This is a genomic window from Mesorhizobium sp. CA16 (assembly GCF_020165175.1).
Classification (GTDB): domain Bacteria; phylum Pseudomonadota; class Alphaproteobacteria; order Rhizobiales; family Rhizobiaceae; genus Mesorhizobium.
The window spans coordinates 139,516-160,786 of record NZ_JAIUHP010000009.1; the positions used below are offsets into that span (position 1 = coordinate 139,516).

Annotated in this window: 19 protein-coding genes; 6 read left to right on the forward strand and 13 right to left on the reverse strand. The window is 64.0% G+C overall.

Features of this window, described 5'->3' with window-relative positions; genetic code table 11:
* Positions 1 to 135: 135 nt before the first annotated feature.
* A complete protein-coding gene (locus tag LB525_RS14930) occupies positions 136 to 837 on the reverse strand; it encodes a class I SAM-dependent methyltransferase (RefSeq protein WP_224545170.1) in 702 nt (233 codons plus the stop codon).
* On the reverse strand, positions 834 to 2,783 hold the full coding sequence (locus LB525_RS14935) for a long-chain fatty acid--CoA ligase (RefSeq protein ID WP_224545240.1): 1,950 nt from the start codon (positions 2,781 to 2,783) through the stop codon (positions 834 to 836). Before LB525_RS14935 ends, LB525_RS14930 begins: the two co-directional genes overlap by 4 nt.
* A 459-nt stretch (positions 2,784 to 3,242) precedes the next feature.
* Between LB525_RS14935 and LB525_RS14940 the strand changes: the two genes are divergently transcribed.
* The 5 genes from LB525_RS14940 to LB525_RS14960 are packed head-to-tail and all read left to right on the forward strand — an operon-like array spanning position 3,243 to position 8,481.
* Positions 3,243 to 4,841: an ABC transporter substrate-binding protein gene (locus tag LB525_RS14940; protein ID WP_095766043.1), complete on the forward strand. Its 1,599-nt coding sequence runs from the start codon at positions 3,243 to 3,245 to the stop codon at positions 4,839 to 4,841.
* A gap of 51 nt (positions 4,842 to 4,892) precedes the next feature.
* Positions 4,893 to 5,900, forward strand: a complete 1,008-nt coding sequence (locus LB525_RS14945; RefSeq protein WP_140629740.1) for an ABC transporter permease subunit — start codon at positions 4,893 to 4,895, stop codon at positions 5,898 to 5,900.
* Complete coding sequence (locus LB525_RS14950; RefSeq protein WP_095766042.1) at positions 5,901 to 6,809, forward strand: ABC transporter permease subunit; 909 nt, start codon at positions 5,901 to 5,903, stop codon at positions 6,807 to 6,809.
* Entirely contained in the window at positions 6,809 to 7,660 is an 852-nt protein-coding gene (locus tag LB525_RS14955) for an ABC transporter ATP-binding protein (RefSeq protein WP_224545171.1), read from the forward strand. Before LB525_RS14950 ends, LB525_RS14955 begins: the two co-directional genes overlap by 1 nt.
* Positions 7,657 to 8,481 (forward strand): dipeptide ABC transporter ATP-binding protein, encoded by an 825-nt coding sequence (locus LB525_RS14960; RefSeq protein WP_224545172.1) that lies wholly within the window; start codon positions 7,657 to 7,659, stop codon positions 8,479 to 8,481. Before LB525_RS14955 ends, LB525_RS14960 begins: the two co-directional genes overlap by 4 nt.
* A 207-nt stretch (positions 8,482 to 8,688) precedes the next feature.
* Here the strand turns inward: LB525_RS14960 and LB525_RS14965 are convergent, their stop codons facing one another.
* The 5 genes from LB525_RS14965 to LB525_RS14985 form a co-directional block, all read right to left on the reverse strand.
* Complete coding sequence (locus LB525_RS14965) at positions 8,689 to 9,975, reverse strand: cysteine desulfurase-like protein (protein ID WP_224545173.1); 1,287 nt, start codon at positions 9,973 to 9,975, stop codon at positions 8,689 to 8,691.
* 43 nt (positions 9,976 to 10,018) lie between these two features.
* On the reverse strand, positions 10,019 to 10,693 hold the full coding sequence (locus LB525_RS14970; RefSeq protein WP_224545174.1) for an amino acid ABC transporter permease: 675 nt from the start codon (positions 10,691 to 10,693) through the stop codon (positions 10,019 to 10,021).
* Between the two features lie 216 nt (positions 10,694 to 10,909).
* Positions 10,910 to 11,707 (reverse strand): ABC transporter substrate-binding protein, encoded by a 798-nt coding sequence (locus tag LB525_RS14975; RefSeq protein ID WP_140543112.1) that lies wholly within the window; start codon positions 11,705 to 11,707, stop codon positions 10,910 to 10,912.
* Between the two features lie 73 nt (positions 11,708 to 11,780).
* Positions 11,781 to 12,980, reverse strand: a complete 1,200-nt coding sequence (locus LB525_RS14980) for a pyridoxal phosphate-dependent aminotransferase (RefSeq protein ID WP_224545175.1) — start codon at positions 12,978 to 12,980, stop codon at positions 11,781 to 11,783.
* A 158-nt stretch (positions 12,981 to 13,138) separates the two neighbouring features.
* Positions 13,139 to 13,912 carry an HpcH/HpaI aldolase family protein gene (locus LB525_RS14985; protein WP_224545176.1) on the reverse strand — a complete coding sequence of 258 codons (774 nt, stop codon included), beginning with the start codon at positions 13,910 to 13,912 and terminating at the stop codon, positions 13,139 to 13,141.
* A 120-nt stretch (positions 13,913 to 14,032) separates the two neighbouring features.
* On the opposite strand from LB525_RS14985, the gene LB525_RS14990 reads away from it, so the two are divergent.
* The gene (locus tag LB525_RS14990) at positions 14,033 to 15,124 is read left to right on the forward strand and encodes an LLM class flavin-dependent oxidoreductase (RefSeq protein WP_224545177.1); all 1,092 of its coding nucleotides are present in this window, start codon (positions 14,033 to 14,035) and stop codon (positions 15,122 to 15,124) included.
* On the opposite strand, the gene LB525_RS14995 is transcribed toward LB525_RS14990, so the two are convergent.
* The 6 genes from LB525_RS14995 to LB525_RS15020 all read right to left on the reverse strand — a co-directional run bounded on the left by LB525_RS14995 (position 15,125) and on the right by LB525_RS15020 (position 21,261).
* Complete coding sequence (locus tag LB525_RS14995; RefSeq protein WP_224545178.1) at positions 15,125 to 15,520, reverse strand: RidA family protein; 396 nt, start codon at positions 15,518 to 15,520, stop codon at positions 15,125 to 15,127.
* A gap of 29 nt (positions 15,521 to 15,549) precedes the next feature.
* On the reverse strand, positions 15,550 to 16,698 hold the full coding sequence (locus tag LB525_RS15000) for an acyl-CoA dehydrogenase family protein (protein ID WP_224545179.1): 1,149 nt from the start codon (positions 16,696 to 16,698) through the stop codon (positions 15,550 to 15,552).
* Between the two features lie 231 nt (positions 16,699 to 16,929).
* A complete protein-coding gene (locus LB525_RS15005; protein ID WP_224545180.1) occupies positions 16,930 to 17,742 on the reverse strand; it encodes an enoyl-CoA hydratase family protein in 813 nt (270 codons plus the stop codon).
* Positions 17,739 to 18,203 (reverse strand): MarR family winged helix-turn-helix transcriptional regulator, encoded by a 465-nt coding sequence (locus tag LB525_RS15010; RefSeq protein ID WP_140543119.1) that lies wholly within the window; start codon positions 18,201 to 18,203, stop codon positions 17,739 to 17,741. Before LB525_RS15010 ends, LB525_RS15005 begins: the two co-directional genes overlap by 4 nt.
* A complete protein-coding gene (locus LB525_RS15015) occupies positions 18,197 to 18,970 on the reverse strand; it encodes an SDR family NAD(P)-dependent oxidoreductase (protein ID WP_224545181.1) in 774 nt (257 codons plus the stop codon). The genes LB525_RS15010 and LB525_RS15015 overlap by 7 nt, the downstream gene beginning before the upstream one ends.
* Entirely contained in the window at positions 18,967 to 21,261 is a 2,295-nt protein-coding gene (locus tag LB525_RS15020; protein ID WP_224545182.1) for a bifunctional salicylyl-CoA 5-hydroxylase/oxidoreductase, read from the reverse strand. The genes LB525_RS15015 and LB525_RS15020 overlap by 4 nt, the downstream gene beginning before the upstream one ends.
* Positions 21,262 to 21,271 lie beyond the last annotated feature (10 nt).

Sequence of the window (21,271 nt, forward strand, 5' to 3'; positions counted from 1 at the left end):
TTAGAACTGGTAAAACGGGTTTAGCTGGTCCCTGTTCCGAGCTTTGCTTTCGGAACCATGAATAAGAAAGTGCTGTATGACCGGTGGCGCCCGAGGTGAGGCGAGGGGCGATTGCTGGGCTCCTCAGCCACCCTTTTATCGGACAAAGGCGAACACCGCGCTGGGCCTGGGTTCGCTGCCGCCGTTTCCGCCGACATCCGGCACGTGATATTCGCCGAGCAGGCAAAGCCGTGGCCTGGGCAGCCAGGCGCGGCCGGGATCGCCGACCAGCACATCGATGCCGGCGGCTAGGCAGCGGTCGAGGAACGGCATCATCCGCTGCCCGACATCCTGCGCGTAGAAGACGTCGCCGGCGAGCACCAGGTCGACCACCGGCGGGGGGCCGTCGGTGAGGTCCTTGTCGTGTATCTCGATGGCGACGCCGTTGGCTTGCGCATTGAGGCGGAGCGCCACGATGCCGTTGCAGTCGATCTCCGCCGCGATCACCGCGCGCGCTCCGGCTTTTGCCGCGGCAATTCCGACCAACCCCGAGCCGGCGCCGAGGTCGAGCACGCGTTTGCCGGCTACGATCGACGGACGGTCGAGGATATAGCGCGCCAGCACGGTGCCGCCGGCCCAGGCATAGGCCCAGTAAGGCGGCTGTGGCTCGGCCGCGATCTCGTCGCTCTCGTCTTCCGGTTCGAGCAGCCGCCGCAGTCCGCTGCCGGGATGCGCCTGATAGAGCAGCACCTCCGGCACTGACGGCACCGGCGCCAGCCGCATGTTCGCCTTGATGAATTCCGCCGGATCGAGCCGCTTGCCTCGCTCCCGTGCCTTGCCGGCGGAATAATCGCTCAAACCTGGTCCCGCAGCGCGCGCCGCAGGATCTTGCCGACCGGCGTTTTCGGCAGCTCGGTGCGGAACTCGATGAATCTCGGCCGCTTGTAGCCGGTCAGGTTCTCGCGGCAATAGGCCATCAACGTCTCGACGGTGAGCGCCGGATCCTTCTTCACCACGAACAATTTAGGCACCTCGCCGGAATGCTCGTCCGGCACGCCGATGGCCGCCACTTCGAGCACGCCGGGGTGATGCGCCACCACCTCTTCCAGTTCGTTGGGATAAACGTTGAAGCCGGAGACCAGGATCATGTCCTTCTTGCGGTCGACGATCTTGGTGTAGCCGCGCTCGTCCATGAAGCCCATGTCGCCGGATTTGAAGAAGCCGTCCTTGGTCATTGCCTTGGCGGTCTCGTCGGGCCGGTTCCAGTAGCCGGCCATAACCTGCGGGCCGCGGATGCAGATCTCGCCCACTTCGCCGAGCGGCACGTTGTTGCCGTCGTCGTCCCGAATGGCGATCTCGGTCGAAGGCAGCGGCAGGCCGATCGTGCCGGTGAAATCGGCCGAGCTGAACTTGTTGGCGGTCGCCACCGGCGAGGTTTCAGAGAGCCCATAGCCTTCGCTCACCGGACAGCCGGTCAGCGCCTTCCAGCGCTCCGCCACGCCCTTCTGCACCGCCATGCCGCCGCCCAGCGTCAGGATCAGCGGCTTGAAGTCCAGCTTGCGGAACTCCTCATTGTTGAGCAGCGCGTTGAACAGCGTGTTGAGGCCGGGGAAGATGTGCATCGGGTATTTCGCCAGTTCCTTGACGAAGCCCCGGATGTCGCGCGGATTGGGGATCAGCACATTCTGCGCGCCCTGCTGCATGCCCATCAGCGCGTTCACCGTCAGCGCGAAGATGTGATAGAGCGGCAGCGCGCAGATGAAGTTGAGATGCGCCGGCTTCGGCTTGACCGTATAGGCGTCCTCTACCCACAGCGAATTCTGCGCGACGTTCGAAAGCACGTTGCGATGCAGCAGCACCGCACCCTTCGAGACGCCGGTGGTGCCGCCCGTATATTGCAGGAAGGCGATGTCGTCGCCGGAGACCGTGGGCGGCTTGAAGGCGATGCTCGCTCCGGTCTTGAGCACGGCGTTGAATTTGACATGGCCAGGCAGCGACCATGCCGGAACCATCTTCTTAACCCGTCGCACCACGAGGTTGACGATGGCGCCCTTGAGTCCGCCCAGCATGTCGCCCATGGCGGCGACGATGACATGCTTCACCGGCGTCCTGGCGATCACCGCCTGCAGCGTGCCGGCGAAGTTCTCGAGGATGACGATCGCCTGCGCGCCGGAATCCTTCAGCTGGTGTTCCAGCTCGCGCGGCGTGTAGAGCGGGTTCACGTTCACTACGGTGTAGCCGGCGCGCAGTATGCCCATCATCGCCACCGGATATGGCAGCACGTTCGGCATCATCAGCGCCACGCGCGCGCCCTTCTCCAGGCCTCTCGCCTGCAGATAGGCGCCGAACGCGGCCGACAGCCGTTCGACCTCGGCATAGGTGATCGACTTGCCCATGCATATGAAAGCCGGCCGCCCGGCGAATTGCTTGCAGGCGCCGACGAGGAACTCGCCGATGGACTTGTAGGGCAGGGCGCCGATCTCGGCCGGCATGTTCTTGGGATAGCTTTTCAGCCACGGCTTTTCCGGCAGGCCGACGGTGAGCTCGGTGATCGCCTTTGGCAGGCTCTTCGAGGCAGGCTTCGCGTTGCCCGTCGCTGGCGCCGTCTTCGCGGCGGGCGACTTCGCGGCCGCTTTTCCGGCTTTTGCCGCCGCGGGCTTGGCAGCGGCCGGCTTTGGGGCTGATTTTGCGGTCGTCTTCGCCTTCGGTGCGGCTGCGGCCTTGGCAGTCTTGGGCGCATCGCTTGCGGCGGCGCCCTTGGCCTTTGCGTTCACCGGGGCTGTCGTCTTGGCTGCTTTTGCCACCTGTCTCTCCCTGTCACCTTCGATCTCGGCGTCCGCTTCCAGGGAAGCGTCCTCCATGCCGTCGCGGATTTTCCGGGAAATCCCGCCCACAGTCTATGTATTGCCTCTATCGGCGACGGTGCAAGCCTTGCCCCAGCGGCAGGGCGGGGAAAGATTTGCCGTCGAAATCCGATGATCGGGACACCTTCCGCAGCATGTCCGGCGGCGGGCAGATCTCCGGCAGTCGGGGCCTGTCGGCTCGTTTTAACAGGTGGGCGATCAATAAAAAAATGCCGTCGTTAATAATGTCGTGAGCAGAAAAAACTACTCATTTTTTCTGCGATTTGAGCAAAAGCTAGATTCTTTTCCTGCTTCCCATGGGGTACGCAAACGAGGTGTTCCAAAGGCGAAGAAACGGTGCTTATATGCGCCCTTCGCGAGCCTGATAGAGGGGCTTGAGAGAACATCAGGGAGTGGTCAATGAAAAAGACAATGACTTTTGCAGCCGCGTTGCTGGCTGCAAGCGTCCTCAGCGGCATGGCCAGTGCTAAGACGCTCGTTTATTGCTCGGAAGCGTCGCCGGCCAATTTCGATCCGGGTACGACGACCGGCGGCAACGACTTCGATGCGTCTTCGCGCACCGTCTATTCCCGCCTGGTCGAATTCAAGCATGGTGGTACCGAGATCGAGCCTGGTCTGGCCGACAAGTGGGAAATCTCCGACGATGGCCTGGTCTATACTTTCCATCTGCATCCGGGCGTGAAGTTCCAGACCACCGACTATTTCAAGCCGACGCGCGACCTCAACGCCGATGACGTCGTCTTCTCCTTCGATCGCCAGTTCAACAAGCAGAATCCGTGGAACGGCGACAAGTATCTGCCGAACCTCACCTGGGACTATTACACCGGCATGGACATGCCGAAATACGTCGCCAAGTGGGAAAAGGTCGATGACCTCACCGTCAAGCTGACGCTGACCGAGCCGAACGCGCCGATGCTGGCCAATCTCGGCATGGATTTCGCCTCGATCGTGTCGAAGGAATATGCCGACCAGCTCCAGAAGGACGGCAAGATGGCCGACTTCTCGACCAAGCCGGTCGGCACCGGCCCGTTCCAGTTCGTCGACTACCAGCTGGATTCGGTCATCCGCTATGCTGCCAATCCCGACTACTTCAAGGGCAAGGAAAAAATCGACGATCTCGTCTTCGCCATCACGCCTGACGCGACCGCCCGCATCCAGAAGGTGCTCGCCGGCGAATGCGACGTCGCGCCCTATCCGAACCCGGCCGACATCGCCACCATCAAGACCAACAAGGACGTGACGCTGATGGATCAGGCCGGCCTGAACATCGGCTATATGAGCTACAACACCACGATCCCGCCGCTCGACAAGCCGGAAGTGCGCCATGCGCTCAATCAGGCGATCGACCGGGAGGCCCTGATAAAGTCGCTGTTCCAGGATGCCGGCGCGACGCCCGCCGAGAACCTCATCCCGCCGACCATGTGGTCGTGGAACAAGGACGTGAAGACCGATACCTACAATCCGGAAGCGGCCAAGAAGGTTCTCGCCGATGCCGGCCTGAAGGAAATCCAGCTCTGGGCTGCCGACCGCGTTCGTCCTTACAATCCGAACTTCCAGCGCGCGGCTGAGCTGATCCAGGCCGACTGGGCCAAAGTCGGCGTCAAGGCGAACATCGTCAACTACGAGTGGACGAAGTATCGCGAGGAAGGCAAGAAGAAGGACCGTCCCGGCGCCTTCCAGATCGGCTGGACCGGCGACAATGGCGATCCGGACAATTTCTTCGCCACTCTCTTCGCCTGCTCGGCCATCGGCGTCTCGAACTACTCCAGCTGGTGCGACAAGGATTTCGAGGACCTGATCCAGAAGGCCAAGAAGACCAGCGACCAGGCCGAGCGCACCAAGCTCTATGAGCAGGCGCAGGTGATCTTCGCCAAGCAAGCGCCCGCTTTCCTGCTGGCTCACAGCCAGGTTTACGCGGTCGTTCGCAATAATGTCACCGGCTTCAAGATGGACCCGCTCGGCATTCACCGTTTCGACGGCGTTGACAAGTCCGAGTAATATTGCGAACGGGGCGGCGCAACTTCCAGCGCCGCCCCGTTCCATTTGATGATGCTCCGATACCTTCTCAACAAAATCGCCCTCCTGATTCCGACCTTGGTCGGCATCACCATCTGTGCCTTCGCCTTTGTCCGGCTGCTGCCGGGCGATCCGATCCTCGCCATGGCCGGCGAGCATGGCGTCGCCCCCGCCCGCTACGAAGAGCTCAAGCAACAGTTCGGCTACAATCTGCCGATCTGGGAGCAGTATGCGCGCTATGTGGGTGAGGTCGCCACCGGCGATTTCGGCGTTTCCATCTCGTCCAAGCGGCCGGTCCTCGAGGAATTCAAGACGCTCTTCCCGGCGACGCTGGAACTGTCCTTCTTCGCCATGATCTTCGCCATGGTGATCGGCATTCCCGCCGGCATTTTTGCCGCCGTCAAGCGCGGCTCATGGTTCGACCAGTCGCTGATGGGCACGGCCCTTGTCGGTTACTCCATGCCGATCTTCTGGTGGGGCCTGCTGCTCATCATCTTCTTCTCGGGCTATCTCGGCTGGACGCCGGTCTCGGGCCGCATCGGCCTGCAGTTCTTTTTCAAGCCGATCACCGGCTTCATGACCGTCGACAGCCTGCTCTATGGCAAGTGGGATGCATTCCGCTCCGCGCTTAGCCATCTCGTCCTGCCGGCGATCGTGCTCGGCACCATTCCGCTGGCGGTGATCGCGCGCCAGACGCGCTCGGCCATGCTCGAGGTACTGGGCGAGGACTATGTCCGCACCGCGCGCGCCAAGGGCCTTTCGGCAGCGCGCGTCATCGGCGTGCATGCCCTTCGCAACGCGCTTATCCCGGTCGTCACCACCATCGGCCTGCAGGTCGGCACGCTGCTTGCGGGCGCCATCCTCACCGAGACCATCTTCGCCTGGCCGGGCATCGGCAAATGGATGGTCGATTCCATCTTCAAGCGCGACTATGTCGTCGTGCAGTCGGGTCTGCTTTTGATCGCGCTCATCGTCATGGCGGTGAACCTCATCGTCGATGTGCTTTATGCCGTCATCAACCCACGCATCAGGGCGGCATAAATGACCCAGACCGAAATCGCCCCGATGGCGGCCGGCAGTCCGGATCGGCTCACAGGCCTCAAGACCTTCTGGCACTATTTCTCCGTCAACCGCGGCGCCGTCATCGGCCTGTTCGTCTTCCTCCTGTTGGTGCTCGCCGCGCTGTTCGCGCCGCTGCTCGCGCCTTATGCGCCCGACGTCCAGGACAAGACCGCGTTTCTGCGGCCCCCCGCCTGGCAGGCCGGCGGCTCGACGCAATATCTGCTCGGCACCGACCCGGTCGGCCGCGACATCCTCTCGCGCCTGCTCTACGGCGCGCGCTTCTCGCTGCTGATCGGCGCCGTGGTGGTCACGCTGGCGCTCACCGGCGGCATCACGCTCGGCCTGCTGGCCGGCTATTTCCGCGGCTGGGTCGACGTTGCGATCATGCGCGTCATGGACCTGATCCTGGCCTTTCCGTCACTGCTCCTGGCCCTGGTGCTTGTCACCATCCTCGGCCCGGGCCTGTTCAACGCCATGCTGGCGATCGCATTGGTCCTGCAGCCGCATTTCGCCCGGCTGGTGCGTGCCGCCGTGATGGCCGAGAAGAGCCGCGAATATGTCGTGGCGGCGAAGGTCGCCGGCGCCGGCCATCTGCGGCTGATGCTCGCCACCATCCTGCCCAACTGCCTTGCGCCTTTGATCGTCCAGGGCACGCTGTCCTTCTCCAATGCTATCCTGGAAGCCGCAGCCCTCGGCTTCCTTGGCCTCGGCGCCCAGCCGCCGACGCCGGAGTGGGGCACCATGCTTGCCACGGCGCGCGAATTCATCCTGCGCGCCTGGTGGGTGGTGACCTTCCCGGGTCTTGCCATCCTCATCACCGTGCTTGCCATCAACCTTGTCGGCGACGGCCTGCGCGATGCCCTCGATCCCAAGCTCAGGAGGTCGTGATGGCGCTGCTCGACATCCAGAACCTCGTCGTCGAATTCCAGACCGCGTCCGGTCCGTTCCGCGCCGTCGACGGCGTCTCGCTCCATGTCGACGAGCGCGAGGTGCTCGCCATCGTCGGCGAATCCGGCTCCGGCAAGTCGGTGTCGATGCTGGCGGTGATGGGCCTGCTGCCATGGACGGCGACCGTCACCGCCGACCGCATGGCTTTCAACGGCCGCGATCTGTTGAAGATTGACCCGGCCGACCGCCGCAAGATCATCGGCAAGGACATTGCCATGATCTTCCAGGAGCCGGTCGCCAGCCTCAATCCCTGCTTCACCGTCGGCTTCCAGATCGAGGAAGTGCTGCGCTTCCACGTGGGCATGGACAAGGCCGAGCGCCGGGCGCGCGCCATCGAGCTTTTCAAGCAGGTCGGCATTCCGGAACCGGAGGAGCGGCTGAATTCCTTCCCGCACCAGATGTCGGGCGGCCAGTGCCAGCGCGTCATGATCGCCATGGCGATCGCCTGCAATCCGAAGCTGTTGATCGCCGACGAGCCGACCACCGCGCTCGACGTCACCATCCAGAAGCAGATCCTCGACCTGCTGGTCTCGCTGCAGGCCAAATACGGCATGGGCCTGATCATGATCACCCACAATATGGGCGTGGTTGCCGAAACCGCCGACCGCGTCATCGTCCAGTACAAGGGCCGCAAGATGGAAGAGGCCGACGTGCTGTCGCTCTTTGAATCGCCGAAGAGCAACTATACGCGCGCGCTGCTCTCGGCGCTGCCGGAGAACGCCGTCGGCGACCGGCTGCCGACCGTCTCCGACATGCTGTTCGAGCCCGCACCTTCAGGAGCCGGCGCATGACCAAGGTCGTCGAAGGCAAGGACATCAAGCGCGACTACCATGTCGGCGGCGGCCTGTTCCGCGGCGCGCGCACCGTCCATGCGGTGAAGGGCGTGTCCTTCAGCGTCGAGAAGGGCAAGACGCTTGCCGTCGTCGGCGAGAGCGGCTGCGGCAAGTCCACGCTCGCCCGCATCATCACGCTGATCGATCCGGCCACCTCAGGCGAGCTCTTCATCGACGGCAACAAGGTCGACATCGCCAGGGACGGGCTCACTAAGGAGATGCGCCGCAAGGTGCAGATCGTGTTCCAGAACCCTTATGGCTCGCTCAATCCGCGCCAGAAGATCGGCGATGTGCTGGGCGAGCCGTTGCTCATCAACACCGACAAGGCGGCCGAAGAGCGGCGCGACTTGGCGATGAAGATGCTGAAGAAGGTCGGTCTCGGACCCGAGCACTACAATCGCTACCCGCATATGTTCTCGGGCGGCCAGCGCCAGCGCATCGCCATTGCCCGGGCGCTGATGCTGAACCCGAGCCTCCTGGTGCTCGACGAGCCGGTCTCGGCGCTCGACCTCTCCGTGCAGGCGCAGGTGCTGAACCTGCTTGCCGACCTGCAGGACGAGTTCCAGCTGACCTATGTCTTCATCAGCCACGACCTCTCGGTGGTCCGCTATATCGCCGACGACGTGATGGTCATGTATTTCGGCGAAGCCGTCGAATACGGCCCGCGCGACGAGGTCTTCTCCGATCCCAAGCACGCCTACACCAAGACGCTCTTCGCCGCGACGCCGCGCGCCGACATTGCCAGCATCAAGGCGCGGCTGGCGAAGAAGGCGGCGTAGGCCTCCTGCTTCGTCATTCTAGGGCGGAGCGCCGCGAAGCGGCGCGAAGACCTAGAATCCATGCCGGTACCTCAGCCGAAGAATGCAGCGGAGTAGAATTTCTGCACCGTGAGCGGCGCTCTCACGTCACGGAATGGATCCTAGGGTCTGCGCGCGTCGCTTCGCTCCTTGCTTCGCCCGTGGATGACGACGCGGAGGTGGTCGGGATCACCGCAACTTCGCAATAATCGCCCGCAGCGCTTCCCCAAAACGGTGCACCTCTTCCACCGTGTTGTAATGCACCAGCGAGGCACGAATGGCGCCGCTGTCCATCGACAGATTCAGCCGCTTCATCAGCCGCGGCGCATACATGTGGCCGTCGCGTATGCCGATCTGCATGGCGGCCATCTCCTCGACGATCCGCTGCGGCGACAGCTTGCCGATGTTGAAGCAGAAGGTCGGCACGCGCTCGGTGATGCGCGCCTCGTCAGCGACGCCGTAGATCGTGGCATTGCAATCCTTCAGCACCTTCAGCATTGCGCGCGCCAGCATCAGCTCGTAATCGCGGATGGCGTTCATGCCGGCGACGATGTTGTCGCGGCGCGAGCGGTTGTTTTCGGGAAGGAAGTTGCGGCCGATCGATTCCAGATATCGCACCGCCGCGTCCATGCCGGAGACGTTCTCATAGATGAAGGTGCCGGCCTCGACCTTGTAGGGCGGCTCGTCGGGAATGAAGTCCTCGCGGAAGGTCGGCAGCCGCTTCAGCGTGTCGAAGCGCCCCCATAGGAAGCCCATATGCGGCGAGAAATTCTTGTAGCCGGAGCAGACGAGATAGTCGCACTGCCAGGCTTGCACGTCGATCAGCCCATGCGGGCCGTAATGCACGCAATCCAGGAACACTTCGGCGCCGGCCGCATGCGCGATCCTGGCCACCGAGGCGACGTCGACGATCGAGCCGATCGAATGCGCTGTCACCGTGCAGGCGACGAGGCGCGTGCGCTCCGACACCAGCGGCTTGAGGTCGTCGACATGCAGATTGCCGTCCTCGCGCATGCGCCACCATTTGAACTTGGCGCCGGCGGATTCCAGCGCCAGCCAAGTGGCGATGTTGGCGTCGTGATCCATGTCGGTAACGACGATCTCGTCGCGCCCCCCAGGATCTTTCGCGAGCATCTGGCCGATGCCGAGGCTGACCAGGCGGATGAACGAGGTGGCGTTCATGCCGAAGCAGATTTCGGACGGACTGTAGGCATTGATCAACAGCGCCACACTCTCGCGTGCGTCGGCGACCGACTGATCGACGGTGACGCTGCGGCCATAGCGGCCGCCGCGCTGCACATTGTGTGAAACCAGATGATTGGTCACGGCGTCGAGCACGCTTTGCGGGATCTGCGCGCCGGCGGCATTGTCCAGGAAGATGAAGTCGCCGGCCTGTTGAAGCGCCGGAAACATTGCGCGGATCTTCTCGACCGGGAACGCGGCGGCGTTGGTATTGTCGGACTGGTGCTTGTTCACGGGCAGGCTCCTGCGGGGGACTTGGACGATCGGTGGACGGGGTTCAGCGCGTCTTCTCGGTCTGGAAGCGGCGCTCGAGCAGGCTGACGAGGCGCACCATCGGCCAGAGGAAGATGAGGTAGACAAGCGCCGCGCCGATCAGCGGCGAGGGATTGGCGTAGAGCGACTGCGCATTCGTCGCTTCCTTGAGCAGCTCCGGCAGCGCCACGGTCGAGGCGAGCGAGGTGTCCTTGAACATCGAGACGCAGTTGCTGGTCATCGGCGGGATGACCACGCGGATCGCCTGCGGCAGCACGACCTTGCGCAGGGTCAGCATGAACGGCAGGCCAAGCGCCTGCGCCGCCTCAAACTGGCCGCGAGGAATGCTTTCGATGCCGGAGCGAAATACCTCGGCCGAGTAAGCCGACATGATGATGGCGAAAGCCGTCACGGCGGACGTCCAGGACGACAGGCGTATGCCGAGGAAGGGCAGCGCGTAGTAGATCAGGATCAAAACCACCAGCACCGGCAAAGCGCGAAAGATGTCGGTGTAGCCGACTGCGAGCAGCCGCAGCGGCTTCGGCGCATAGAGCCGCACGAGGCTGATCGCCAGCCCCGCCGCGATGCCGATGACGATGCTCATCACCCCAAGCAGCAGCGTGTTGAGAAAGCCGCGCAGCAGCGCCGGCAGGCTGGCTGCAATAACGCCGGGATTGAAGAAGGTGTCGATCAGCGACATGGGAGCGTTCCCGAACCGTTTTGCGTCCAGAGCAATTCCACGAAAAGTGCGAAACGGCTTTTCGTCCGCAATTGCTCAAATTAAGGAGACAGACGCCAGAGCCGCGCACCGACACCGATTTTGCCGCACCGGCTTCGGCGATGGCAGGGCTCATGGGTGAAAAAAACGGACGTGCCGGCCTCTCGCGCCGGCACGTCCTGTTGTGTTCGTCGCCGCTCAGGCCTTGGGCAGCGGCATTTCCTTGACCGTGGAGGAGTCCGCCGGAGCATCGCTGTCGAACCACTTCTTGTGGATCGCGGCCAGCGTCCCGTCCTTCTTCATCGCGGTCAGCGCGTCGTTCAGCTTGCCGAGCAGCGGGTGGTCCTTGGTCATCATCAGGCCGTATTGCTCGCCGGTCTTGATGCGCTGCTTGACGACGAGGTCCTTCATCTTCTTGAAGGAATATTGCATGCCGGGGATATCGCTGACGGCGGCATCGACGCGGCCGGCGCTGAGGTCGAGCAACAGGTTCTGCTGCGTGTCATAGCCCTTCACGTCGCTGAAGCCGTCGGCCTGCTGATGGTCCTTGACCCAGGTTTCGCCGGTGGAACCGGAAAGCACGCCGACGACCTTGCCCTTGAGGTCCGCCTCGGTGCTGATCGGGCTGTCGGCCTTGGTGGCGATGCCCATGTCGGAGTCATAATAGGGCTGCGTGAAGGACTGCGACTTCAGCCGCTCCTGCGTGATGGTGATCGAGGAGATGGCGACGTCGATGCGCTTGGAGGTGGTGGCGGCAAACAGCGCCTGGAACCCGAGATCGGCGATGTCGGTGGTCATGCCGATGCGCTTGGCCGCCTCGTTGACGATGTCGACCTCGAAACCCTCGAAGGTGCCGCTCTCGTTCTTGTATTCGAAAGGCGGATTGGTCGGGTAAGCGCCGACATTGAGCACATCCGCGGCGTAAGCGGTGGCGGGGCCGGCGGCGATGCCGATAGCGGCGGCCATGAGAAGCAGGTTGCGACGAGTAAAGCTCATTTCTGTTCCCTCTGTTGTTGAACGGGCGGGTTTTCCCCGCACGGTTTTTTGCCGCCCCGCTTCCGGCAGGGCGTCAATTCATTGCGGCGGTCATGCGTTGAAGCGCCGTTTCTATCTGGCTGGTGTCGCGGCACACGCACATGCGCAGGAACGCCGCAGCCGAATTTCCGAACAGGTGACCGGGCGCAAGCCCGACCCGCGCCGTCTCCAGAATGCGGGCGCAGGCGCGCCGCGCGTCGTTCTCGCCCTCCAGGGCGAAGAACGCATACATGCCTCCGCGCGGCTTGGTCGGCAGGATGGTGCCTGGGATTTGCGCCAGCCGCTCATAGGCGAGGTCGAGGCCTATCCTGATCCGCTGCCTGATTTCCTCGACCAGCGGCTCGCCCTGGCGGATCGCCGCGACGGCGCCGGCCTGGATCGGCGCGGCGGTGCCGCTGTTGACATATTGCGTCATCGCGCCGAGCTGGTCGGCAACGCCTGACGGATGCGTCAGCCAGCCGATGCGCCAACCGGTCATTGCCCAAGCCTTCGAAAAACTGTTGACCGAAAGCACCCTGTCGCCATCCTCGGCGATCTGCAGGATGGAAGGGGCGACGTCGCCCTCGAGATAGAGCCGGCCGTAGACCTCGTCGGAGATGATCCAGATGCCGGTGCGCCTGCTGAAGTCGAGCAGCGCCTGCATCTCCTCGCGCGTCGCGGTCCAGCCGGTCGGATTGGACGGCGTCGACAGGAAGATCGCGCGGGTGCGCGCATCGCAGCTTGCAAACAATCGGTCGAGATCGAGTTGCCAGTCGCCCTTGAAGTCGAGCGAGAACGGGCGCGGCTCGCCGCCGATCAGATGGATGGCGTTGTGGATGTTGGGCCATTGCGGCGCGACATAGACGACGTTGGTGCCGGTATCGACCAGCAGTTCCAGCGCCAGATAGAGCGCCTGCATGCCGCCCGGCGTCACCGTGGTCCGCGCGATCGGGATCGAGCGGCCGTGGATGCGCGTCTGGTACTCTGAAAGCGCCTCGTTCAGCGGGCCGTGCCCACGCATGTTGGGAACGTAGAAGGTCAGGCCTTCGTCGAAGGCGGCCTTCGCCGCGTCGCGGATGAAGGCTGGCGTCACCATATCGCCTTCGCCGTACCAGAGCGCGATGACATCGCCGAGTTCCCGCGCGCGAACCGCAAGGTTGGCGATGTTTTCGGTGTGCAGATCGCGAATCTGGGCACGCACGCCATCGAAGGCATAGCGCGCGCTGGACGATGAATGGGGCAGTATGAACGACAAGGACCGAACCCCTCTCACCCGGAACACTGCGATGGACCGGAAAAGCCCCTCCAGCCGGACAGTCGCGATCTTGATGCTATCCAAAGTACGGCGCTTTTCAAGGCGAAAGTTTTAAGCTTAAAGTTTGGCGACCCTCTACCTTGCCGATATGCTCTCGCCTAGCCGGCCCCTTGCGCCAGTTCGGCGCGGGCGGCGGTGCCGTTGGCCGCGGCGCCGGCACCGAGAAACATCGTGTCGCTGGCCAGCACGAAGAAACTCGCGCCGATGGCTGCCCATCGGCTGACGGTCTGGGGGCTGGCGCAAAATATGCCGGCAGTCCTGCCATGTGCGATCGTCGCGCGAATGATTGTTCCGATCGCCTCGGAGAGCTTGTCCGCGCCTGCCGGGCCGATCGCGTCGATCGACACCGAGAGATCGCCAGGGCCGACGAAGACCACGTCGACGCCGTCGACCGCTGCGATCGCTTCGATATTGGCCAGTCCCTCCGATGTCTCAACCTGGACCGCGACGATCGTTCGGTTGTTGGCGGAGGCAAGATATTCGGGAATGCGATAGCCATAGCCCGCGGCCCGGCCGGGACCGACACCGCGCGCGCCTTGCGGCGGATAGCGCGAGGCCTTCACCGCCATCGCGGCCTGCTCCGCCGTCGAGACGCGCGGCACGAGCACGCCTTGCGCGCCGCTGTCCAGCGCCGCCTGAATGGCTTCCGGCGCATGGCCGGGAACCCGGACCATCGCCGGCACGCGATGCACGTCGGTTGCCCGCACCATGGCCTCGATCATGTCGCGCGAGATCTGCGCGTGCTCCCAGTCGATGCAGAGGAAATCGAGGCCGGACAGCGCCATGACCTCGACGGCGACCGGATGGGGAATGGCGGCGAATGACCCGATAAGGTTCGTCTTGCCGATGCACTTCTGGCGGAACTCGCTCATGCCATCCCCTTTTTGAGTTGCCCAATGCATACGCGCAAATGGCGGCGAGGCGAAGCTATTTCAGGCTTGAAATATTTTCACGCCGGCCTAGCGTGTGGCGTCCCGCTGCGAGTTTCCGAGATGATCAAAGCCCATCCCCTGCACGGCCCGAACAGACTGAAGCTCGGCGTCTTCTCGACCAATGCCGATGGCGGGCTTGCCATCACCGACGTGCCGGAACGCTGGACGGCGAGCTGGCGGGATAATCTGACGGCCGCCCAGATAGCCGATCGCGCCGGCCTCGAATTCATGTTGCCGATCGCGCGCTGGCGCGGTTTCGGCGGCCGCAACAAGGTCCGCGAATTCTCCTTCGAGACCTTCACCTGGGCGGCGGCGCTCGCGGCCGTGACCGAGCAGATCGGCCTGTTCCTGACGGTGCATGTGCCGCTGGTGCATCCACTCTACGCCGCCAAGGCGCTGGCGACGGTCGACCACATCAGCCAGGGCCGCGCCGGGCTCAACATCGTTTGCGGCTGGAACCCGAAGGAATTCGGCATGTTCGGCACCCCGCTGGTCGAGAAGGGCTATGATCAGGCGGCGGAATGGATTGAAATCCTCGAGCGGCTTTATGCATCGAGCGAGCCTCTCGACTACGAAGGCGCTTATTATCGGCTCAAGCAGGCGGTGAGCCGGCCGGCCAGTCTTCAGGTTCCGCGTCCGGTGACGATGAATGCCGCTTTCGGCGGCCCGGGCCGGGATTTCGCCGCCGCCAGATGCGACTATCTGTTCACGACCTTTTCCGAGATGAACGATGCCGGCAAGCATGTCGCCGACATCGGTGAGCGCGCCGACAAGGCGGGCCGCGATGTCGGCGTCTATACGGTTGCGCATGTCGTCTGCCGCCCGACGGTGGAAGAGGCGCAGGCCTATTACACGCGCTACGCCGTCACGATGGCCGATCACGAAGCCGTCGACGCCCATATGGCCGGCAAGAAGGAATTCTCCCAGTCGCACGATCCGCACGCCTATGATCTCTATCGGCAGCGCTTTGCCGGCGGCGCCGGCACTTATCCTTTGATCGGAACCCCTGAAAAGATTGCCGCCGATATGGTCGCCATCGCCGGGCATGGTTATCAGGGCATCGCGTTGTCCTTCGTCAACTACACCCAGGAACTGCCCTATTTCTGCGACCATGTTCTGCCGCTGCTGCGGCAGGCCGGGCTTCGCGAGTAACTACTCGGGGATAACAGCCGTCGCCTGAATCTCAACCTTGGCACGGTCCTCGACCAGCGCCACCACTTGCATCGCCGCCATCGCCGGGAAGTGTCGGCCGATCACGTCGCGATAGGCCTCGCCGATGCCCTTGAGGTTGCCGACATATTCGGCCTTGTCGGTAAAGTACCAAGTCATCGAGGTGATGTGCCGCGGCTCGCCGCCGGCTTCGGCGAGCACGGCAACGATGTTGGCGAGCGTCTGGCGCACCTGGCCGACGAAGTCGTCGGTCTCGAACCGGCATTCGGCATTCCACCCGACCTGGCCGCCGATAAAGACGAGCCGGCCACGCGCGGCCACACCATTGGCGTAGCCGATCGGTTTGGCCCAGCCTTCCGGCTGCAGGATCGTGTGCATGTCCAGTTCCCCCTGGTTCAAACTCGTTGTCACGCCCCGCCCATCACCTGCCTGGCGATGACCACCTTCTGCACGTCCGAGGCGCCCTCATAGATGCGCAACGCCCGGATCTCGCGATAGAGGCTCTCGATAATGTGTCCCTTGCGGACGCCATCGCCGCCATGCAGTTGCACCGCCTTGTCGATCACGTCCTGGGCCCTGTCGGTGGCGAAGAGCTTGGCCATGGCGGCCTCGCGCGTCACCCGCGCGGCCCCCATGTCCTTGGTCCATGCGGCGCGATAGATGAGGAGCGCAGCGGCGTCCACATCCAGCGCCATGTCGGCGAGGTGACCCTGCACCATCTGCAGCTCCGCCATCGGCGCACCGAACAGTTTTCGCTCGCTCGCCCGCTTGACGCTCTCATCCAGCGCGCGCCGCGCGAAGCCGAGGGCCGCCGCGCCGACCGTCGAGCGGAACACGTCGAGCACCGACATGGCGAGGCGGAAACCGTCGCCCGGCTTGCCGATCAGCGCGGAAGCCGGAATGCGGACATTATCGAAGGAGAGCCGCGCCAGAGGGTGAGGGGCGATGACCTCGAGCCGCTCGGCGACGCTGAGCCCCTTCGTCTCCGCCGGCACGACGAAAGCGGAAATCCCCTTGGCGCCTGGCGCCTCGCCGGTGCGGGCGAACACCACGTAGAGGTCGGCGATGCCGCCATTGGAGATCCAGGTCTTTTCGCCCGAGAGCAGATAGTCGCCGCCTTCGCGGACAGCGGTCATTTCCATATTGGCGACATCCGACCCCGAGCGTGGCTCGGAGAGCGCAAAGGCGGAGATCGCTTGGCCGGCCCGCGTCTTCTCCAGCCAGCGCTGCTGGTCCGGCGTGCCGAACAGCGAGATCGCGCCGGTGCCCAGCCCCTGCATGGCGAAGGCGAAATCGGCGAGCCCATCGTGGCGGGCAAGTGTCTCGCGCGTGATGCAGAGCGTGCGCACATCGAGCGGTCCGGGTTTGGCCGGGTCGAGCGCCGTCGGCTTCAGCCACCCGTCGCGGCCAAGCATCGCCACGAGATCGCGGCAGGCGGCGTCGACGTCGTGGTGGTCGACGGGAAGGTTTTGTTGGCACCAGGCTTCGAGACGCTCGGCGAGTTGGCGGTGGCGATCTTCGAGGAAGGGCCACGAGAGGAAGGTGCGGTCAGGCATTTGCACCTCCGCAGTGCTTAGGGCGTTGCGCTCTACGGCGCCCCCCTCTGTCCTGCCGGACATCTCCCCCTGTAGGGGGGAGATTGGCAGTTTTGGCGTCCCGCTCAATCCTGCGGCGTTGGTGGTTGGCGAAAGCGGGGGCGACATCCGATCTCCCCCCTAGAGGGGGAGATGGCCGGCAGGCCAGAGGGGGGCACTGTCCCGCCAACCTCTCCAAGAACACACCCATCCTCAACTCCCCTCGAACACCGGCTTTTCCTTCGCGGCGAACGCCTTGTACGCCCGCTTGAAATCGCCGGTCTGCATGCAGATCGCCTGTGCCTGCGCTTCCGCCTCGATCGCTTGCTCGAGGCCCATCGACCATTCCTGGTTGAGCTGTGTCTTGGTGATGCCATGCGCAAAGGTCGGGCCGGAAACGATGCGCGCCGCCATGTCGAGCGCGTCGGCCTCGAGCGCCGCCGGCTCGACCAGGCGATTGTAGAACCCCCAGCGCTCGCCTTCGGCAGCGCTCATGGTGCGGCCGGTGTAGAGCAGCTCGGCCGCGCGGCCCTGGCCGATGATGCGCGGCAGGATCGCGCAAGCGCCCATGTCGCAGCCGGCAAGCCCGACGCGGGTGAACAGGAAGGCGGTCTTTGCCTCGGGCGTGGCGATGCGGATATCGGAGGCCATGGCGATGATCGCGCCGGCGCCGACCGCCACGCCGTCGACGGCCGCGATGATCGGCTTGCCGCAGTTGAGCATCGCCTTGACGAAGTCGCCGGTCATGCGCGTGAAGGCAAGCAGCGCCTTCATGTCCATCTTGACCAGCGGCCCGATAATGTCGTGGACATCGCCGCCCGAACAGAAATTGCCGCCATTGGGCAGGAACACCACGGCATCGACGTCGTCGGCATAGACGAGCTCGCGAAACGTGTCGCGCAGCTCGGCATAGCTGTCGAAGGTCAGCGGGTTCTTGCGCTCCGGCCGGTCGAGCCGGATCTTCGCAACCTTGCCTTCGACCTGCCAGAGGAAGTGCTTCGGCTTGAGCTTGGCCATGGCGCTCATTCGCGTCCCTCCCAATTGCTGCGGAACGATTTCAACATGCCGGTCAGCTGCCGCGCCTCGTCCTCGCTGACATTGCCGAGCAGCTCGCCGACCCAATTCTCATGCGCGGCGGCGATCGCGGCGAAGGATTTCGAACCTTCCTCGGTCAGACGCACCATCGAGGTGCGGCGGTCGCCATTGCGCCGCGCCCGTGTCACCAGCCCTTCCGAAACCAGCCGGTCGACGATGCCCGTCACATTGCCGTTCGACACCAGCAGGAAGCGCGACAGGTCGCTCATCAGCATGCCTTCCGGCGAGCGGTAGAGCGCCGCCATCACGTCGAAGCGAGGCAGTGTGGTGTCGAATTCCTTCTTCAGCCGTTCGCGCAACTCGGCCTCGATGGTGCGCGAGGCGCGTAGCAGGCGTATCCACAGCCGCAGCCTGTCCTTGCCCGGTCCGGCGGAAGTCGGTCCCGCTACCATGTCTCGCCCCCCGAGATCGAAATGGCCTGCCCGGTGATCGACCGCGCGGCGTCGCTGCATAGCCAAAGCACCGCCGCCGCGACTTCTTCCGGCTGGATGAAACGCCCTTGCGGGTTCGTCGCCGCAAGGCTCGCGCGCGCCTCGTCGGTGGAACGTCCGGTCTTCTCGACGACGCGCTGGACGGATTCTTCAAGCATCTCGGTTTCGACGAAGCCCGGGCACACGGCATTCACGGTGACACCGGATTTGGCGGTCTCGGCCGCTAAAGCCCGCATCAGCCCGACAACACCGTGCTTGGCCGCGACGTAAGGTGCGACATAGGCATAACCCTTGAGGCCCGCGGTCGAGGCAATGAAAATGATCCGGCCTGTCTTTCGCGCGAGCATTCCGGCGAGCGCCGGCTTCACGGTCAGGAAGGCGCCGGTGAGATTGACGTCGAGCGTGCGCTGCCAGTCGGCCAGCGCGGTCTTGTGCGCCGCCGCGCTGCCCGCCATGCCGGCATTGGCCACGACGATGTCGAAGGGCCCGCGTGCGGCTTCCGCCTTCTGGTACACGTCCGCCATGTCGGCCTCGTTCGTGACATCGGCGGTGACGGCAAAGATGCGGTCGTTTTCCTTTGTAACCTCGGCCAGCGCTGCTTCGCGCCGCCCGCATATGGTGACGGCCACACCTTCTGCCGCCAGCGCTTGCGCAATGGCTTTGCCGACGCCGGAGCCGCCGCCGGTGACCAGCGCGTGCTTGCCGGCAATTTCGCGCACGGCGCTCATACTTTGAGCCCCGCCGCCGCTTCCCGCTCGGCCAGCCGGTAGATCTGGTCGCGTCCCGGCAGATAGGGATCGGGCCATTTGACGCCGCGGTCGCCGAGCGTCACCGCCGCGTGCAGCGTCCAGTACGGATCGGCAAGATGCGGCCTGGCCAGCGCCACCAGATCGGCGCGGCCGGCCATCAGGATCGAGTTGGCATGGTCGGGCTCGTAGATATTGCCGACCGCCATCGTCGCCATGCCGACCTCGTTGCGGATGCGGTCGGAAAACGGCGTCTGGAACATGCGGCCATAGACCGGCTTGGCGGCGATGGTGGTCTGCCCGGCCGACACGTCGCAGAGATCGATGCCGGCCTGATGCAGCAGCCTGGCGATCTCGACCGCGTCGGCCGGCGTCACCCCTTCGATGCCGACCCAGTCATTGGCCGAAATGCGCATCGAGATCGGCTTCTCGGCCGGCCACACTGCGCGCACCGCATGGAAGATTTCCAGCGGATAGCGCATGCGGTTTTCCAGCGAGCCGCCATAGTCGTCGGTGCGGCGATTGGTCAGCGGCGTGATGAAGGCTGACAGCAGGTAGCCATGCGCGGCATGGATCTCCAGCATATCGAAGCCGCAGCGTTTGGCCATCTCGGCCGAGGCGACGAACTGATCGCGAACCAGATCCATGTCGGCGCGGTCCATCGCCTTCGGCACCTGGTTCTTCGGCGACCATGGCACGGCCGAAGGCGCCATCACCGGCCAGTTGCCGTCCGGCAGCGGCACGTCGGTTCCTTCCCAGCCCACCCGGGTCGAGCCCTTGGCGCCGGAATGGCCGATCTGGGCGCAGATCCTTGCTTCGGTCTCGGCATGGACGAAATCGACCAGCCGCTTCCACGCGACCTCATGCTCCGGTCTGTAGAAGCCCGGGCATCCGGGCGTGATGCGCCCTTCCGGGCTGACGCAGGTCATCTCGATATAGAGCAGGCCGGCGCCGCCCTTGGCACGCTCGGCATAATGCGAAAAATGCCAATCGGTCGGGCAGCCGTCGACCGCCTTGTACTGCGCCATCGGCGAGACGACGATGCGGTTGCTGAGCGTCATGTCGCGCAGCTTGAACGGCGCGAACATCGGCGCGCGGCGTAAGCTGTTGCCGCCGGCGCCGGCCTTGCGCTGGAACCATTCCTCGGCGCCCGCCAGCCATTCGGCATCGCGCAGGCGAAGGTTCTCATGGCTGATGCGCTGCGAGCGGGTCAGCAGCGAATAGTTGAACTGAACTGGATCCAAACCGAGATATCGTTCGACTTCCTCGAACCATTCCAATGAATTGCGCGCTGCCGATTGCAGCTTCAGCACCTCGGTGCGCCGCGCATCCTCATACCTGCGGAAGGCCGCCTCGAGGTCGGGCTCTGACTCGACATAGTCGGCAAGCGCCACCGCGCTCTCCAGCGCCAGCTTGGTGCCGGAGCCGATCGAGAAATGCGCTGAAGCCGCGGCGTCGCCCATCAGCGCCAGGTTCTTGTACGACCAGCGCTCGCACAGCACGCGCGGGAAGTTGATCCAGGCCGAACCTCGAATGTGGTTGGCGTTGGTCATCAGCGGGTGGCCGCCGAGATGCTTTGCAAAAATGCGTTCGCAGACCGCGATCGATTCCTGCTGCGTCATCTGGCCGAAGCCGAACGCAGCCCAGGTCGCTTCGCTGCATTCGACGATGAAGGTCGCGGTCTCGCTGTCGAACTGGTAGGCATGCGCCCACACCCAGCCATGCTCGGTCTTCTCGAAGATGAAGGTGAAGGCGTCGTCGAATTTCTGCGTGGTGCCGAGCCACACGAACTTGCATTTGCGGGTGTCGATGTCCGGCTTGAAGACGTCGGCGAACGTGGCGCGGGATTTAGAGTTCAACCCGTCGGCGGCGACCACCAGGTCATGCGTTTCCATAAAGGGTTTCGGGTCGGAAACATCGGTCTCGAACATCATCTTGATGCCGAGCTCGCGGGCGCGCCGCTGCAAGAGGATCAGGAGCCGCTTGCGGCCGATGCCGCAAAAGCCATGACCTGAAGACACCGTGCGCACGCCGTCATGAATGACGGCGATGTCGTCCCAATAGGCGAAATGCTTCTTGATCCAGACGGCGCTGACCGGATCGTTCCTGGTCAGGTTCTCCAGCGTCTCCGCCGACAAGACCACGCCCCAGCCGAACGTGTCGTCCGGTCGGTTGCGCTCATAGACCGTCACCTCATGCGCGGCATCGCGCAGCTTGAGCGAAATGGCAAAATAGAGTCCGGCTGGTCCGCCGCCGAGAACCGCAACCTTCATGTCTTGCGAT